The following is a 15435-nucleotide window of genomic DNA, read 5'->3' as shown; positions in this document are numbered from 1 at the left end:
TCCTCACAAACGTCGGGCTGACAGGATTTGAACCTGCGACCCCCTGAAGAGAGGCCGCACGATCTGGAGAAAACGGGTTCGGTACATCTCGCCCTCTTTCTGACTGTCGTTGTAGCCAATACGGGGTGCGAGCTCGTTTGAAGATGCGGGTTCGGCACCCACCAAGTACGTCAGATCCCATTTGAAAACTGTTGCAATCCTGTTGCAAACCGTGTGGAGGGTCAGTTCACGAGCTGAACACCCCGGGTAACAGCTTCGCAAGATCGAATACTGAAACGCCAGAGGTCGGCATGAGGTCTGCGACCGTCATTGGGTCGTTACCCAACGCGGCGAATGCCTGCCGCGTCCGGTGTGAGCTGTTCTTTCCGAGGACTTCCGCGCTCAACCGCCGGCTTGTCTGTAGAAACCTGGCTGGACGAGTTTGTGTGACATACAGGGATGGCGAATCCTGGTGTCGAAGACGCCCATCCAACTGAATTGGTCGCGAATCGCATTCGTGCGGGCTGCTCATGTCATCATGTGGCATGCGCCGTGCGGGGATATGGGTATGACCTACCCGGGATCACATGTCCTTCCAAAAGGGTCTATGCCCAGCGGGGGAATGAAGGAAAACCTGAGCAAATCGCACATCCAAATGATCGCGAGTGCGGCTGGGCTGGATCTCGGAGAATGGTGCCAGGACTACGACGGATTCGATGTCACCTTGAGCTCGAGCGTGGACTACTCCCCCGCGCGGTATGGGCCGAAGATCGACGTTCAACTGAAATGCACCGGTCAGGAAGCAGTCGATCGGGACTAAACGATTGCGTGGAGCCTCGAGACCCGAACACTGGAATTGCTCGCGAAGCCCAATCGACAGACTCCCGCCCTGTTTTGCGTACTAGTAACGTCAGCCGACTACTGGGACTGGTTGAACTTGGACGAGGCGGGACTATTGGCTAAGGGGCATATGTATTGGCTTCGTGGTCAGGATTTGCCCCCGCTCAAGGCGATGCAGGATACCCAGACGGTTCACCTTCCCAAGTCGAACGTTCTGACGCCCGCCACGATTCTGGATCTTATGGAGGAGGCGAGCCAATGGAAACCCGAAGGATTGTGAAACACGAGGTCAACTCCTACTCGGAGATCCTGACGGACCACAACATCGCGCAGTTCCTTGCGACCCGAAACTGGACTTGCCAACAGGATCTTGGATACGCCCAGACTTGGATTCATCCCGAGTTGATCGATGGCCGCGCGTGGGCGGTACAACTGCCGAGAAGCAGAGATTTGGCCGACTACCAGCGACGCCTTGAAGAGGCAGTGTCGGACCTGGGCAGGGTCTACGACTGGCGAGTCTCCGAAGTGGCCGAACAAGTGGCCTCGATACACGCGGATCTCTTCTTTCTCCGACTGGCGCAGTCGTCGAAAGACGGCACGATTCCCTTACAGCAGGCGTCTAGCCTCCTTGATGGAATCACCCAGATGATCCGGTCTGCTGCTCTCACCGCGCACAGCCCTACGCATCCTGGGCGTGGACGATTGCCGGGCTCTGTCTCGGAGTTTCTTGAAGAAGACGTGCGAATGGGTCATACAAAGAAGGGCAGCTTCATCATCACGGTCGCTGCTCGGCTTGATACTCAGTCGCAGAGCGCGGAGGGCTCAAGTAGGGAAACAGGTGAGCACGTTGCGCCGATGTCGCCTGCGTCGAGCGTCCCGATGAGCTACACGCGTCAGGTGATGACAACCTTCGCCCGAAGTCTCGATGCAACCCAGCGGACGATTGTCGATGCTGTCGACGCGCCTACGTTTGAAGATGCGGTCGAATCCGGTATGAAACTGCCACTAGTTCACGCCCTACAAGAGATCGGGAGCGCGGAGGGGCTGCAGAAGTTGGACATGAAGTTCGAATGGTCCGCACTCGAGCCGATGCAAGAGCAGGTTAAAAGCCACATCGAGATTGACCATGCAAGTTTCGGTGCACTCGAGTCGATCGAACTCAAGCTACGTAAGCGAGTAGTTCCGACCATGCAGGAGATCGTCGGGCCAGTAATTGAACTGAAGAGGGCAGAAGAACCGACGGGCGCAGACGACGAGGGAGAGATCGTCATTAGGGCGGATGTGCTGGGACGGCTCGTCAAAGTGACTGTTCCACTCGCCGGTGAAGAGTACGACTGGGCGATACGAGCGCATCGGGCGAAGCTGCCGTTCACCGTCACCGGAGAACTCGGTAAGAAGGGGAACAGTTGGCGCTTAGTGTCTGATATCGCAGTCGACACGGAGTTTCTAATTCATCGGCTCGGCAGACCGGCGACACCCCAAAAACCGGCAGATTCAGCCGAGTAGCCAGTCTCGGGTTCATTGCCGAACGAAAAGTACACCCGAGTAGTTCGAGCCGTCAACGAGTTGTGTTGCAGTATCAAGTCAAGGGCGCACCCGTCGGTGCGCCTACCGCTTCAGCTCGGCCGTGACTGGCGGAGCATGCAGACGGGACACTTGCAGTTCTCTCTTTTCGCCCTACTGCCAGAACTGCCAATTCTGCACAGATACCCCGAGTCCTTGCGCGGACCTGTACGCCGCGGAATACACCTCACGGTCTGGGTCGGTGTTGAGCTTCTTGAGCGTCTCCACCGGTGTAGACCAGTTGGAGGCGACGCTACAACGCACTTCGGCGCTGGGGTCGGCGCTGAGCCTCACCAACAAGTCCTCTTCTTCTCGCCTCAAGCACGACGCGACCTGCGAACGCACTTTGGCGCTGGGGTCGGCGCTTAACCTCGTCAGCCAGCTCCGTCGTGGGGTGTTCCGCACGACAGCGCAACGCACCTTGTCGTCTCGGTCGGTCCTGAGCCTTTCGAGCGTCTCCACCGGTGTCGACCAGTTCGCGGCAACATAGAGACGCACCCGGTCGTCTGGGTCGGTGCAGAGCTCCCGCAAAGTGCTAGCTGATGCCGACCCGTTCCCGGCGACTCCCTGACGCACGTCGGCGTCGGCATCGGCGCTGAGCTTGTGAAGCGCATCCACGGGTGTTGATAAGTTTCGGGCGACCGCCCAACGCACATTTAGATCGCCGTCGGTACTGAGCTCGCTAAGCCTCCTCGCCGGCGTCGATGGGTTCGCGGCGACTCGCATACGCACGCCGTGGTCTGGGTCGGAGCTGAGCTCGTCGAGCGTCTCCAATGGCGTCGACTTGTTCGTGGCGAGCTGCTCACGCACCCTGAGTTCGACGGGGTCGGGCTCGGGGCCGGGGTTGCGCGCTCCGAACTTCCACGCCATGCACGAAACCTATCAGTTTGAGGCTGCGGTGACGGGAGACGCAACGCACGCAACAGCGAGGATGCTGCCGCCTACCTTGAAGTCGCGCTCGATAAAGCTGGCGACGATCCTGCGTTCATCTCTCGTCCGGTGGCAACCGAGTTTCGCGACCATCGCACCTCTGCCTCGTCGTTGGCGAGTTCACGTGGCCGATCGAATTCACCAGTCAAGAGCCGCACGCTCCACTAGGTGTATTGGGAGTGTGCGGGCTTGCAAGTCGGCCGAAGCTGTCTCGAGTTGTCTGCTCTAGCTGATTGAGACATCGAACGAAGCACTAAGCGCTGCTTGATGAGCGGCAGCGGCGACCGCTAGGAGCTGCTTGCGCCGACCAACGGCGTTCGTTCCTCGCGTTTTCACCGCGTGGCAGTTCGGGCAGAGCGCCACCATGTTGCGCGGCAGATCCTCGCCACCTGCGGCGAGATCCTTGATGTGGTCAACGTCGAGAATCGGTTCTCCTTGGCGGTTCAGCTCGCCAGGTGCACCGGTGCACCAGGGACTTTCGCACTTGCCGCCGCAACGGACAAGCACAGCACGTCGCGCCGCGACACTTCTCGGATAGTTGGTCTTGACGACGCCGGAAGGTCCCTTGCTCTGGCCGGCAGCGTCTACTCGGTCCACGAGCTCTTCGTACGTAGGGGCGCTCTTCGCTTCAGGTGGATCCGACGATTCTTCGGTGGTTGCCGCTGCCTCGGCCTGCGGCTCAGTGATGTGCGGTGGCCAAGTCGCGGAATCCGTACCAGGAACAACCTGGAGCATCCACTGGATCTCTGGGCGAGGAAACGAATCCTGGCCTTTACCACTGACCCACGCCCTACCGAGCACCGTTACCCAGGATTGACACGTGAATACTCCGCCTGGCGCGCGATACCAAAACCGAGCGGCTTCGCGCCTCGTTCTAACCCCTTCGAGCGCCGCGTTACCTCGCGTAGCTAGTTTCTGGGGCCCGGACAGGCCGGCACCCCGATACCCGAATGGTTCAGTCAATGAAGGCGGATCATCCGCGTAGGGGCTTTCCGCATCAGAAAAGACGTTCACGACTTGCTCACCAGGGAAGGTGATTACCCCTCCCACCTTGTCCCCGCCGAAATGCTCAGCAATTTCAGTCCGGTTCGCGAAGGTGTCCCCAAGCTCGGGCGGCGAGATCTGCGCAGTCGTGACGACTTCAAACCCGAGCTTTTCGAGAACTCGGACGGCGCCTGACAAACCTCCGCTGAAGTCTCCTGCCTTAAGCGGGGGCAGATCCGGTCGCTCAATTGCGAGAGCCGCCGCGACGATTGGCTTTGTGTCGAAGAGCTGGTCGTCAAGACTCATGAAGTAGACGCGGCTTACCGCAAATCCGTACTTATCAAGGAAAGTGTTCCGCCCCAGCGACCGGAACTCCTCGACAGCTTCGAGAACCGCCTCAGCTTTCGTTAGGCTCCCTGGGGTGGACCTGGAGGTCGCAGGACTGATGTCACTCACGACTCCGCCGCAGTAGCAATCCCACAGCTCTTTCAAGGGACCGCTCGGCGCACCCAATGCCTCCAGCGCGGCCATGGAGGCGGCCAACTGTGGACCGGTGGGCTCCCCCGGCGCGTAGCACTCGGCCGGGAGGTCACCCGCCGCAACGGCCCGTGCCGAGCTGTTGCTGGCAATGCTGTTGGTGGCACGGCACGGCACCTCGCCTCCTCTGGCCCACCCATGGTGGGTCAGCGCACTCACGACTGCGAGTGCTGCTGTGTTGCCCGTCGCCCAAGCCCGCAACTCGCCGAGCGGGACCTTGTATGCGTCTGGCGTCGGACCGCGATATCGGAGCTGCACACCCTCTACGTCCAAGGCCGCCGGGTCGAATCCCGACTCGACGGTGTTTGGCCGACCGGGCCATGTCTCCGCGAGGAAGCCCGTCAGCTCATCGGACAGGCGAGAGAACCCGTGCTCGGTCGACCAGGTAGTTGCCCGAGCGATGACCTCGTAGATCGGCACTCCGGTCGGACCCAGTTCCGGGAACCCAATCTCTGAGAAGGCGTTTCGGCCAGTTGGATTCGTCTGCTTGTGGATCGACAGCAATCCGTCTGGCTTGTTCCATCCGACATGCGTCAAAAGTGTCACCATGGTGTCGGCGCCATCATTCTTGGCCGCATCGATGAGTTTGAGATAGGCATGCATGTCTCGCAGTTGGTCCACAGCCACACGCTAGCGGCGGTCCCCGACACTATGGGTGTGTTCGGAGTTTGTGGGCCTGCCCTTCTCAGGGCTGTCAAACCACCCCGTGAGCGGGCCGAACGATGCGGGACGAGGGCCGAGACGTCTCGTCAGCGACTCTCGTCTCACAGACAATTGGGCAACGATCGATTGCGAGTTGTCGCACAATGTATCTCGGTGTCTCGCGCTCCAGTGTGTGTGCTCAAGCCGCCGGTCTGGGCCGATGCGAACGCTCGATCTTTCGAAGTTTTCGCCGTAGAGCACATCAGCACCAGCCGTCGATAGACCGTCGCGCGTCGGCACTTTCAAAGCCGCGTATGTCGGCCGTATAGGGGTCCTTTAAATAGGGCCAGGTGTTCGCTCTGGCTGGGGGGTCGTGCTGTTTTCGGCTTGATTTCTTGTTGCCTTGGGCGGTCCGTGCGTGGTGGGTTTGGTGCGTTCAGTGCGGCTAGTTGAGTGAGACGTCCAGGTGCCAAATTGTTGTTCATTCAGGCGACGAGAAGTTGACAGGACGAGACACAAGCAGCGGCAGGAAACTCCTAGTTATCTGGCTCGCCTAGCGGCGTGCACTGAGACGTCGCATTCATAGTCAGGTTCACCGTCTCGGTCCGGGCCGATCGTGGCGGTCAATGTGTGCCGTAGCGAGGCGCTTCAACAGCCGCGCGCACCTCGTCAGCATGCGCGACGATCTGATCGGGATCCGCCCCACGTCGTGGATCCACACTCCGACTAGACGGTCACGAGGCGTCTGACTCGAACGCGCTCAGTTCCTTGATCTGGCGATCAAACGCAAACAGCGAGTCCATCTCGTTCAGGTCGTCTGTTGAAGGCCAGTAGTCCGGATCAGGCGTGTTGAGCGGGTGTCGTGCACGCATGTCTTTTAGTGCCTCAATCATCCAGGCGCGGCCTTCCGGAGAGCCGACGCTAATCAGGAGCTGTCGAGCGGTGGTGTATTTCTCGCGGAGGCGAGCTGCTAGGTCAGGGTCAATCTGTGCCAAGTCGTCGAGGCCGGCAAGGTTGTGGGCGTTGTCAGCTAGCTTGACGAGCCGGCCGAGTGGGTCGAGTGCCGCCCGCCGAATGAGCTGCTCATACGGTTCACCCGGCCGCTTAGAGACGGAACAGACCGCCCGAATGGCTTGGGATGGCACTCCAGCGGCGTGTAGGTGGTGCTCTTCGGTGGGCGTGTCTTCGAGGATGTCGTGAAGGTATCCGGCCATTTCTGCGTGGTGCCCGTAGACCGCCAGACTGTGGGCGATGGGTTCCAGGTGAGCGGTGAAATAGTCACGCCCCTGCTTGTCGACCTGCCCGTGGTGCGCCTTCTGAGCTAGCTCTCGAATCTGGTCCATGGTTGCCATCGGTGACCTCCATCTCTACAACTACAGATCGAGCAGCCACCGCCGACGGCCGCGAAAACGGAGTCTAGCGTCGACTTCGTGAATCGACGATGCAATCCGTTTATCGCGGAGTCCATAGATCTAAGTCGCGCCATGTCAGCCGGGTATTGCAGGACTTTCTACTTGCAGATCTTGGCGGCAACGTGACGCGCGTCGGATCCGTACCGTCTCGAAGCGCCGATCGAGATGACTTCGTTCAAACAGATATCGACGGCGTCGTCGGGGCTAGTCAAATGCCGTTGCGAATCGCTGCCGTTGCTCGCACGTCGTCTTCGTTGTAGCGAAGGATTCGTTGTTGGGCTGCGAGTCGCGTCGGGTCGTCTTTCGCACCCCGAGCGTCCAGCAACCACAATTGTGACTGAAGGCCGCCGGGGTCCTCATCGCACCAGTTGAATCCGAAGGCTGGCGCAACCTTCTTGATTCCAAGTCCATGGAGGCCAAAGAAGTTCTTTCGGACAATCGGCAGCAGATCAACGAAATGGCTCAGGAGATCAGTCACCGCCGGCTCCCCGAGGATCCGCTTCAGATACCCGGGCTCGGGCGACGAATAGTGATAGACCAGCAACGATTGACCGGCGGCTTCGGCAGACCGAATCTCCCCGCGCAACCATGTCGCGAACTGGGTCGCCAATTCGACGGCAGCAGCGTCGTCAATCGCGTTCCAAGTCACCACAGGGTGATAGGTCTCCACCCCGTCTAGCCGCCTCACGAGTGCGCCCCAGAGGTACACCTGGTCACTCGGATCCCATTCGATGTCGAAGTCGATCTCGATATCGGCACGAGGCACGCGGATTGCCCCAGATGTCGTCCTCTCGAGTATGACGCCGTCTCGGAGCATGCGCGCACGACGAACAGCCGTGTCGAGCCTCGGGAGGGCATCTCGAAGGTGGGTGACCTCGGGAAGGTAAGAGCCTTGGAACTCCGGATCAGCCGTGTCGAGGCTTGCCAACTGTTCGACAGACGTGACGCCCCCTGAAGCAAGGGCGTCCCATTCCCGCACGCTCAGTCGACCGGACCTTATCTGGTCGCTTGCGACATCTGGACCAACCAGTTCGTGGCAGTAGTCCGTCCAGGGGCACGAGTCGCACTCGGTGGTAAAGATCGGTCCTACTAACGGCTCTGCGCCGTCCACAGCTGCGCGGGCGACTTTGAGTCGGAATGTCTGCTCGTGGTCGTACCGCTCTAGAGCGGATCGCTTGGCAGTTCCTTGTGATCTTGAGTAGGTCGTGAACAAGGGGGTGTCCAGGTCGACCCATGTGAGCACTCGACCTGTTCTCGTCAACACAGGATGCTGATCGCTGCCAATGATGAAACCGTGCGCTTGCGCACCTGCTCGGCCAATCGCTTCGAGCATTCGGCGGTAATGCGCGAGTTGCAGATAATCGTCTATGCGCGTGGTCGTCTCGGCGGCATACCCGGGACTCGTTAGCCGGATGCCTGGATCGTGGATGGTCGAGTAGGTCAGTTCACCTTTGATTCGTTGTCCGATGACTTTGTGGCCTTTGACGTCGCCTGGCACGTACTCTCCCGGTGCGGTGCGGAGCAGCAAGTCCGGACGCCCGGTTCTTCCACCCTCTGTGTCGTCTGGGAGCCAACCACCGAGGATTAGCTCGATGTCATCTGCAATCGCGCTGACCGTGGCATCGATCGCCGCCGACTTGCCACGAACATCCGACAGATCAACAGAGCGAACTTCGCCGAGCTCAGTTCGAATCTCCGCGAAGACCACCTTCTCGAAATCTTTCCCCGCATCGAAGCGCATCTGGAGGTCTGCCGGAGGCTCCCATTCAACTTTTGGAATCGACGCGTCCCACTCGTTGTGCACTCTGCGCGCGCACCGCTTAGCGTCATACCCGGTAAGCAGGATTGGAGTTGGACCCATTGGCATCTTCACCCGACCTTGGCGGGGCCGACGGTCGTCTGCGCTCCAACTCCAACGGACATCGCGTCCGTCTCGCCCGCGAAGGAGTTGAGCAGGAGGAGATACCGCTGAGCCAGGTCCCCAACCTCGGTGTAAGCCGTCTTGAGGAAGAGTCGGATCTGCTCGTTGTCACCGAGCGGTTTGTATCCACGGCTGTCCATGTACGCCTCGATCCTCGAGATGACCGCTTCGTTATCGCCGCTGAACTCACGAAAATCTGTGTTCTTCTTCTTGCTGTTACACGGATCGCAGGAAGGCACCAAGTTGCCGAGGCGATGTTCGCCAAGGCTCTCTCTGTTGATGGGAACGGCGTGGTCCACAACAAGCTTCGCCTCGACACCGCAGTAGGCACAACGGTGATCGAAGTACGCGATGGTCGCGTTCCAGTCGTGTTGGGTAAATGACTCCTGCCCCAGATTGCTGAGCATCGTGCGGACGAACGAATTCTGGGCATTCCCAATCGCATGCCCCTTGTAACGTCCCTTTGACCGCACGGCCGCCTTCGACGCCGTGTTGGTTACTTTGACCGCCCTCGCTGCCAACTCAACGGCGCCAGTCTCACTGACGATGCCCTTGCCAGCGAGGTAGGCGATGAACCTCGGCGCACTCTTTTCGAACCACATGCTCGTGACGCGGATACGGGACGGGCCGACAGTAAAGACCGGCTTCCAGTAGCGAGCATTCTCGGCACTCCCAACGGCGATGTCGTCGGCGAGTTTGCAGAAGGGAAAGTTCAGCCCGAACGTTTCATTCGAGTAAGCGGGGTCGAGGAGACGCAGGATCTCGCCTTCGTCCTCGGTTTCACAGAAGGCGATGACTGAGTCGAGGTTTGCCTTTACGAGCGCCCCCACCTTGACCGTTGGCGCGTGGGTTTCCGACGGATCGATTGGCATAGCGTTTCCTCCAGGGCTGCGGTTTAGTGCGTGGAATGACGGCTTCCGAACGTATTGTTCGGATGTAGCTCGTTCGTCTCATCTCGGGCCGACACCAACAAGGACGACTGTCGTTGTGAAAACGTGACATCGACCGATGCGTCGACTACAGAATTCACTCCGAGTACCACCTCGACATAGTCGTTCGGAGGTCAGATTGAATCTCCGGATCGCCGTCGACGACCACGCGAAGCGACGCGAGGGCTCGGCTGACCGATTTCCGAGCAGCTGCCGAAGATTGCCCGGTCTGTCGGCCGATCCAGTCTGCTGATCGCCCATCGATGTACTTCCATCGGATCATTTGAGCCTCTGCCACGTCGAGACGGTCCAAGATCGAGCTGAGGAATTCGAACGTGACTACTTGATATGAAGGGCCAACTGCCTTCAATGTGAGGACGTCCAAGAGCAAATCGCCATCTTCGGCCACCGGCGGAAGAAGTACTGGCTGCTCCCGGGCACGGCTGATGTCTGCCGCGGTCGTGCGGATCACGACGCGAAGCCACGCTTGGGGTTCATCCGGGGACGAATGTGGGCCGAAATGCCTCGCGTACTTGGCCAGGGCATCTTGCGCCAGGTCCTTCTGGTCCTCGGGTCGCCAGCTTCTCGCCTCGACCCGCGCGAGCTTGTGCGCGATTGACACGATGTCGTCAACACCTTCGTCCATCGCGCGCAGCTCCTTACGGATTCGCCGCAAACATACTGCAGGGGCAGCGTCCGCCGTCACATTTCTCGACCAGGCATCGTCCGTGCTCGTACGGCGTCTCTTCGACGCGAACAACTGGATTGAGGTGGATCGTGAACAACGCTGCTCGCTGCTGTGATTCACAGGAATCGTTCTGTCCGAACTGCGCTCACCCCGGCGCGGGATACAAATTGATGCAGTCGACGCTGCTTGAAGCAGGTTTGACGATGCCGCCAGTTCCGGACGAACTCAGGACACGCCTTCGCCAAGACGAACCTTGGCTGTGGACGACAGAAGAATTTGACCGACCCACTCGCATCGACGACTACTTGATGTCCTCCTATTCCTACATCACCGGGCCTGTCGTTGATCACGCCACTTTGAGTCACGGAGGTCACGGCATAACGAGCTACGCGATCACGTGGCGTATGGCCTGGGGGCCTCTCGCTTTCGTAGTTCAGAGCGGCTTTGGTGGACTCTATTCGGACTCATCGGCACCTGAGCGAATTGCCGAACTCTTCGAGAAGATCAGAGCAGTTACAGCCATACTGGGCTCCCGCACGGAGGAATCCCAGGCCTCCGATGGCGAAAAGTGGGTGCGCCCGATTCGTCTCGGCGTTTCCCCTATGCGACGGATGTTTGAATGCGAAATCTGGAACCCACAGACTCGACTACACGAAAAACTTGAGGTTGGCACTGAACCGTGGGTCGCGCTTTTCGCGGCTCTCGAAGACCTTCCCGCGCGCTGAGCCACCCGAGTACCAACTGCGACGTAGCCATCACCCAATCCGCACGGAGACGTTTGAACCGTCAGTTGGAGCCTCGTTGCGGAACACACTCACAACTCCCGGCGCCGCTGAAAGTTCGAGTACCGGCTCAAGGCCGCCTTCCTCGAGGTTGGCGTCAAGATAGACAAAATGCCGGCCAGCAGCGGCCGCTGCAAAAACGACCTCCCGAGCGAGGTAGCGACCCTCGGCGATCCAGAAGGCCAATCCCTCCACCGCAGGCGTCTCGCCGACGGACCCGCCATCCACCTTCGCGAGGTGCGCCGCTGAGTGCTGCGGGCATGCGTAAACGAGCCCGGCGGCCGTGAACACATAGGGGAAGATGTGGAGCGGTCGGGTCAGATCCTCGTACAAGTTGTCGATCACATACTGCAGGTGACGACCACGATCAGCTGCGACGCCAAGGAAGGATCCGAACACGGCGCCGATGTAAAGGTCTGCTTCTTCAGACCACGCGGCAGCGTTGCTGATCGTCTTGTAGAGGTCGTCAACGACCGAGACGGCGATCATGTCGAAACGATCAGCCGGAAGTGCATGCGCGAGATCTCGGACATGCTCGGCCACGTGAGCCAACGCGACCTCCGCCTCGGCCCGGTCTAGGGCCTGAAGTCTCGTCGCAGCTTGCTCGACGACCGGCATCCGGGCGTCGTAGTAGGCGACGAGAGTTGGCTGCTGCAGCGGATTCAAGGCGCATCTCCTGTCCTGGGCTCGACCGGACACGGATGATCCTCGCAGACTGCCCCGATTGTTAGGGGTATATCTCGTAGGTAAATGGGCCAGCACCGGCAACGAAAGTGAGTTCTTCGACAAGAAAGTCGATGAGCGCAGCATGACTGGCCCACATGAACTTGGACTCTGCTGGCTCCCAAATGTCGATGTCTTCCAGCCCCGGTTTCAGGCGATAGCCCCGGTCAACTAGATCGCGTCGCGACGCCGAGTCGATTGGAGGCTTCATCTCGACCACATCGAACTCGTGCCCTCGGGCAGTCGCCAATGCCCACTGCAGAAACGAATCGACAGCTGGAACTAAGATCCCGACTCCGTAGCCAGGCGAATGGGTGGCCTGTTTCTCAAGCGCGCGCTCTATCGCGTCTGCGGGGGTGCCCTCGTAGATTCCGCTCATCCCTTCCTCCAAGACCCGATCATTGCTGCTATCGCGTCGCGTCTCCGTGTCCTTCAGGAGCTTGAGGTGCTGCTCATCGGCGTATGCAGCCATCTGGCGCCACATCAATTGGTCGACCGCGTCGTACTGAGAGCTGATTTCATGGACCTCGCCGTCGTCCGTCACTACCAATGCGCCTCCGAGGAGCATCTCGTCGGGGTCTAGGGGGTCGACGTATGAGACGACCCAGACCGCCCAGCGGGCATCGCGGCTGGCTGGTCCCGCGACGCACGACGAGTCTCGAGCGCGGAGGTGCTGGTCGGCGTACCGCTTCGCTTTTTGATGGCTCAGCATTTTGGATCGATATCGGTGATCTTGCCCGGAGTGCCACAGTCGAAGAGTTGGTAGTACTGCTCTACGTCGGTCTTACACGCCCCCAACGCGAACTTCGGGAGTTGCTTTCCAGATCCGTGGTAGTCACTTCCGCCAGTCACTGCGAGGTCCAACTCCTTTGCCATGGCGGTGAGTTCAGCACGATCGGGCAGCTCGTGATCAGGATGATTCACCTCGAGCCCAGCCAAGCCGACCTCCTTGAGCTGCGACAGGACTGCTGGTGTGATCACATCTCGGCCTCTTCGCGCCCACGGATGTGCGACCACAGCTTTTCCGTCGGCTTCAGTGATCATCCTGACGGCATCGGCGAGGTCGACGGAGTAGGTGCGCTTGACGTACGCCTGGCCACCTTTCAGTAACTCTTTGTAGGTCGTGCCTTCGGGAATCGTCAGGCCGTTGGCTACCAACGCTCGGTTGAAATGCGGCTTGCCTATTGGTGCGCCTGCGGCGGCGGCTTCAACATCGGCTCGTGAGATCTTGTGCCCGAGCAGCCTTAGTTCGTTGAGGATCTTGTCGACCCGTTCCTCACGCATATCTCGCGCCCGTGCGAATTCAGCCACCAACGTGGGGTCTTCAGGATCGAACTCGTACCCCAACAGGTGAACCGTGCTCCCAGCACAATTCGTGGTCATTTCGACGCCCTTGACTAGTCGAATGCCCTTCGTCAACGCGGCCTCGGCGGCCTCGGCCCACCCTTCGGTGTTGTCGTGATCCGTGATCGCCACGACGTCGAGGCGTGCCTTTCCCGCGGCTTCGACGAGTTCAGATGGAGTATCAGTGCCGTCGCTGCGCCGGGAATGCGCGTGTAGATCGATTCGCATATCGAAGAGGCTAGGGGATGCGTGCGGCGATCACTGTCTTTCGCTCGCCCGCGGACGCGCTCTGGCCGGACGACGACGAAAGGTCAATGTCGAAGACGCTTTCAAAGAAGGGCTCGAGGTCCGTTCGGAGAGCACGAAGTGTCAGACCCTACGGGCAGCATGGTTCTTATGACCCAACTGTTTGCAGTCACGAACAACCCGTCCTGCCTCAGTTGGTGCACTGTCGAGCACGATCCCCTCGACTCCACCCTCAACGCGGAAGTCTTCTCCTGCCGCCGCGTATTCGTCGACAACGACTGGTTTTATGTCGCCCTCACGCAAGATGCGGAGGCTGGGCACCCACACACCACCGGAACGGTGCGTGTCCAGGTGTTCAAGGACAACTTCCCCGCGGATCAGGCTGCTCGACTCGCCGACATATTGGCGGGCGCTGCGGAGATGCTAGCTCTCGACCGCTGGGACACCCATGGAATCGGAACCCCAGGCATAGAACGGCCAGTCTCGACAAGGATCCTGATCGAACGCGACGTCGACACGAATCTGAGTAGCGTATGACCCGCGAGTTCAACCCCCACGAGGACGCCGAGAGCATCGAGTTCCTGCTGGCAGAGGAAGCAGAAGCTGCGGCGTACCGAGCCGCGCACCCCGAGAAGTTCCCCGAGCCCGACTGGAGCCGTTGGAGCGGCGGCACGTGGACCCTCGAAGAAGCGAGGCGTAAAGCCGCCGACCCCGAAACCGAGTGGTCGAAGGAGCCGCCGCACTCGCACCCGCGATGGCATGAGAACGGGTTCGAACTCGTCAAGGACCACGGCGAAGAAAAGCCGTGAGCCCCGTGCCTCGGAGGACCCGGTGGAACGACTACGGCTTTGAGCCGAGCGAGGACTACGAGGACGATGCGATCTCTCCTACCCGGTCCCGCTTTCTAGCTCGGGTCGTGAACTCCGACGTACTCCCCCGCCCCTTCATGTGGCGGCTTCGTCTCGCCGTCGCTGAGGCCCACGGGATAGCCGCGCGCATGAGTCCGGAGGACGCGGACCTCCTCGCACTAGCGACGGTCTACCTCACCGACGCACCGTTCCCGATCATCGGCGTGCGGGCGGATGCTACGCACTACTCCCCCGACTACGAGCCACTTCCTGAGGGCGTCCTTTATGTCGGAGGTAACCCGTTCTTCGTCGACCGGCGGACAACTGAAGTCTCGTCACTCGTCTCGTACGACTGCGCGATGAAGCGTTCAGAGATGACTCCAACTGAGCCACTCCCGCAAGCGAACAACCGATGGAATGACATTAGATTCCAATTGGGAGCGGATGACGAACCAGTCACGCACTCCATGGACGACGCGCTCGACACCTAGGCGCTGCGGAATGGGACGCGATCTGCCTGTGGGACGGCCGCGTTTAACGATCGGAGACGGCTCAAGCTCACCCGAGCTTGACCGTTGCTTTGCATCTTGCCGGCGACGTCCGATGCGATCCGAAAGGGTCCGTTGAAGACGATCTCGTGACCGATTCGCGGGTCCCGCGACAATCGGAGAACCACCAGAGCATCCGCGTGTTGCTCCGAAGTGCTGCGGATCCCAACACCCTGCGTCCCGTATGTCGCCTTGATTTCCACACGGCGCCCGTCGGTCGCGATTGCATCATGGCCAGACGTAGAAGCTGGCAGAAGTTCGAGATCGAAAAGTGTTTCTGCCGCCGCCTCGCCAATCGACCCGACAAGGTGTCCGTCCAAGGGAAATTTCCTTCCCGGATGCATACTCTCTAACTCGGACACGATCGAATGCAGTTTGTCGACAAGTTCAGCTGTCCGGGCAGTTCTCGATTGATGACCCCCGGAGTTGTCTCGATTAGACAGGTGAGTCATGGAGACATCATGCCGTTCGGAGGTGGCCGACTCGATTTGCGTGGGCGCCTTGGGCGATCGCGGGATT

At 59.9% G+C, this 15435-nt stretch carries 15 protein-coding genes; 5 read left to right on the top strand and 10 right to left on the bottom strand.

What is annotated here, in order from left to right:
* Positions 1-1077 precede the first annotated feature (1077 nt).
* Complete coding sequence (locus tag J2X11_RS08700; protein ID WP_309969507.1) at positions 1078-2325, top strand: hypothetical protein; 1248 nt, start codon at positions 1078-1080, stop codon at positions 2323-2325.
* 171 nt (positions 2326-2496) lie between these two features.
* Here the strand turns inward: J2X11_RS08700 and J2X11_RS08695 are convergent, their stop codons facing one another.
* The 6 genes from J2X11_RS08695 to J2X11_RS08670 all read right to left on the bottom strand — a co-directional run bounded on the left by J2X11_RS08695 (position 2497) and on the right by J2X11_RS08670 (position 10383).
* Positions 2497-3252: a hypothetical protein gene (locus tag J2X11_RS08695; RefSeq protein WP_309969504.1), complete on the bottom strand. Its 756-nt coding sequence runs from the start codon at positions 3250-3252 to the stop codon at positions 2497-2499.
* 285 nt (positions 3253-3537) lie between these two features.
* Positions 3538-5454 carry an HNH endonuclease gene (locus J2X11_RS08690; protein ID WP_309969501.1) on the bottom strand — a complete coding sequence of 639 codons (1917 nt, stop codon included), beginning with the start codon at positions 5452-5454 and terminating at the stop codon, positions 3538-3540.
* Between the two features lie 755 nt (positions 5455-6209).
* Positions 6210-6827, bottom strand: a complete 618-nt coding sequence (locus J2X11_RS08685) for a hypothetical protein (RefSeq protein ID WP_309969499.1) — start codon at positions 6825-6827, stop codon at positions 6210-6212.
* A gap of 268 nt (positions 6828-7095) precedes the next feature.
* Positions 7096-8628: a TM0106 family RecB-like putative nuclease gene (locus J2X11_RS08680; protein WP_309969496.1), complete on the bottom strand. Its 1533-nt coding sequence runs from the start codon at positions 8626-8628 to the stop codon at positions 7096-7098.
* A 128-nt stretch (positions 8629-8756) separates the two neighbouring features.
* Positions 8757-9680, bottom strand: coding sequence for an HNH endonuclease (locus J2X11_RS08675; protein WP_309969494.1), 924 nt, complete (start codon positions 9678-9680; stop codon positions 8757-8759).
* 154 nt (positions 9681-9834) lie between these two features.
* Positions 9835-10383 (bottom strand): RNA polymerase sigma factor, encoded by a 549-nt coding sequence (locus J2X11_RS08670; RefSeq protein WP_309969491.1) that lies wholly within the window; start codon positions 10381-10383, stop codon positions 9835-9837.
* A gap of 131 nt (positions 10384-10514) precedes the next feature.
* On the opposite strand from J2X11_RS08670, the gene J2X11_RS08665 reads away from it, so the two are divergent.
* A complete protein-coding gene (locus J2X11_RS08665; RefSeq protein ID WP_309969488.1) occupies positions 10515-11150 on the top strand; it encodes a hypothetical protein in 636 nt (211 codons plus the stop codon).
* Positions 11151-11180: 30 nt separating this feature from the next.
* Here the strand turns inward: J2X11_RS08665 and J2X11_RS08660 are convergent, their stop codons facing one another.
* From J2X11_RS08660 to J2X11_RS08650, 3 genes are all read right to left on the bottom strand, one after another.
* Entirely contained in the window at positions 11181-11873 is a 693-nt protein-coding gene (locus tag J2X11_RS08660; RefSeq protein WP_309969485.1) for a hypothetical protein, read from the bottom strand.
* 61 nt (positions 11874-11934) lie between these two features.
* Complete coding sequence (locus tag J2X11_RS08655) at positions 11935-12474, bottom strand: hypothetical protein (RefSeq protein WP_309969482.1); 540 nt, start codon at positions 12472-12474, stop codon at positions 11935-11937.
* A gap of 161 nt (positions 12475-12635) precedes the next feature.
* Positions 12636-13502 carry a PHP domain-containing protein gene (locus J2X11_RS08650; protein ID WP_309969480.1) on the bottom strand — a complete coding sequence of 289 codons (867 nt, stop codon included), beginning with the start codon at positions 13500-13502 and terminating at the stop codon, positions 12636-12638.
* A gap of 168 nt (positions 13503-13670) precedes the next feature.
* On the opposite strand from J2X11_RS08650, the gene J2X11_RS08645 reads away from it, so the two are divergent.
* The 3 genes from J2X11_RS08645 to J2X11_RS08635 all read left to right on the top strand — a co-directional run bounded on the left by J2X11_RS08645 (position 13671) and on the right by J2X11_RS08635 (position 14859).
* Entirely contained in the window at positions 13671-14057 is a 387-nt protein-coding gene (locus tag J2X11_RS08645; protein ID WP_309969477.1) for a hypothetical protein, read from the top strand.
* The gene (locus J2X11_RS08640) at positions 14054-14329 is read left to right on the top strand and encodes a hypothetical protein (RefSeq protein WP_309969474.1); all 276 of its coding nucleotides are present in this window, start codon (positions 14054-14056) and stop codon (positions 14327-14329) included. The genes J2X11_RS08645 and J2X11_RS08640 overlap by 4 nt, the downstream gene beginning before the upstream one ends.
* A 107-nt stretch (positions 14330-14436) precedes the next feature.
* On the top strand, positions 14437-14859 hold the full coding sequence (locus tag J2X11_RS08635) for a hypothetical protein (protein WP_309969472.1): 423 nt from the start codon (positions 14437-14439) through the stop codon (positions 14857-14859).
* Here J2X11_RS08635 and J2X11_RS14450 read toward each other — a convergent pair.
* The gene (locus tag J2X11_RS14450; RefSeq protein WP_396127851.1) at positions 14856-15368 is read right to left on the bottom strand and encodes a DUF6998 domain-containing protein; all 513 of its coding nucleotides are present in this window, start codon (positions 15366-15368) and stop codon (positions 14856-14858) included. The genes J2X11_RS08635 and J2X11_RS14450 overlap by 4 nt on opposite strands.
* Between the last annotated feature and the right edge of the window lie 67 nt (positions 15369-15435).

Origin of the sequence: Aeromicrobium panaciterrae (assembly GCF_031457275.1) — a bacterium.
Classification (GTDB): domain Bacteria; phylum Actinomycetota; class Actinomycetes; order Propionibacteriales; family Nocardioidaceae; genus Aeromicrobium; species Aeromicrobium panaciterrae_A.
Note: the sequence above shows the minus strand (reverse complement) of the source record. Positions and strands in the feature narration are given on the sequence as shown.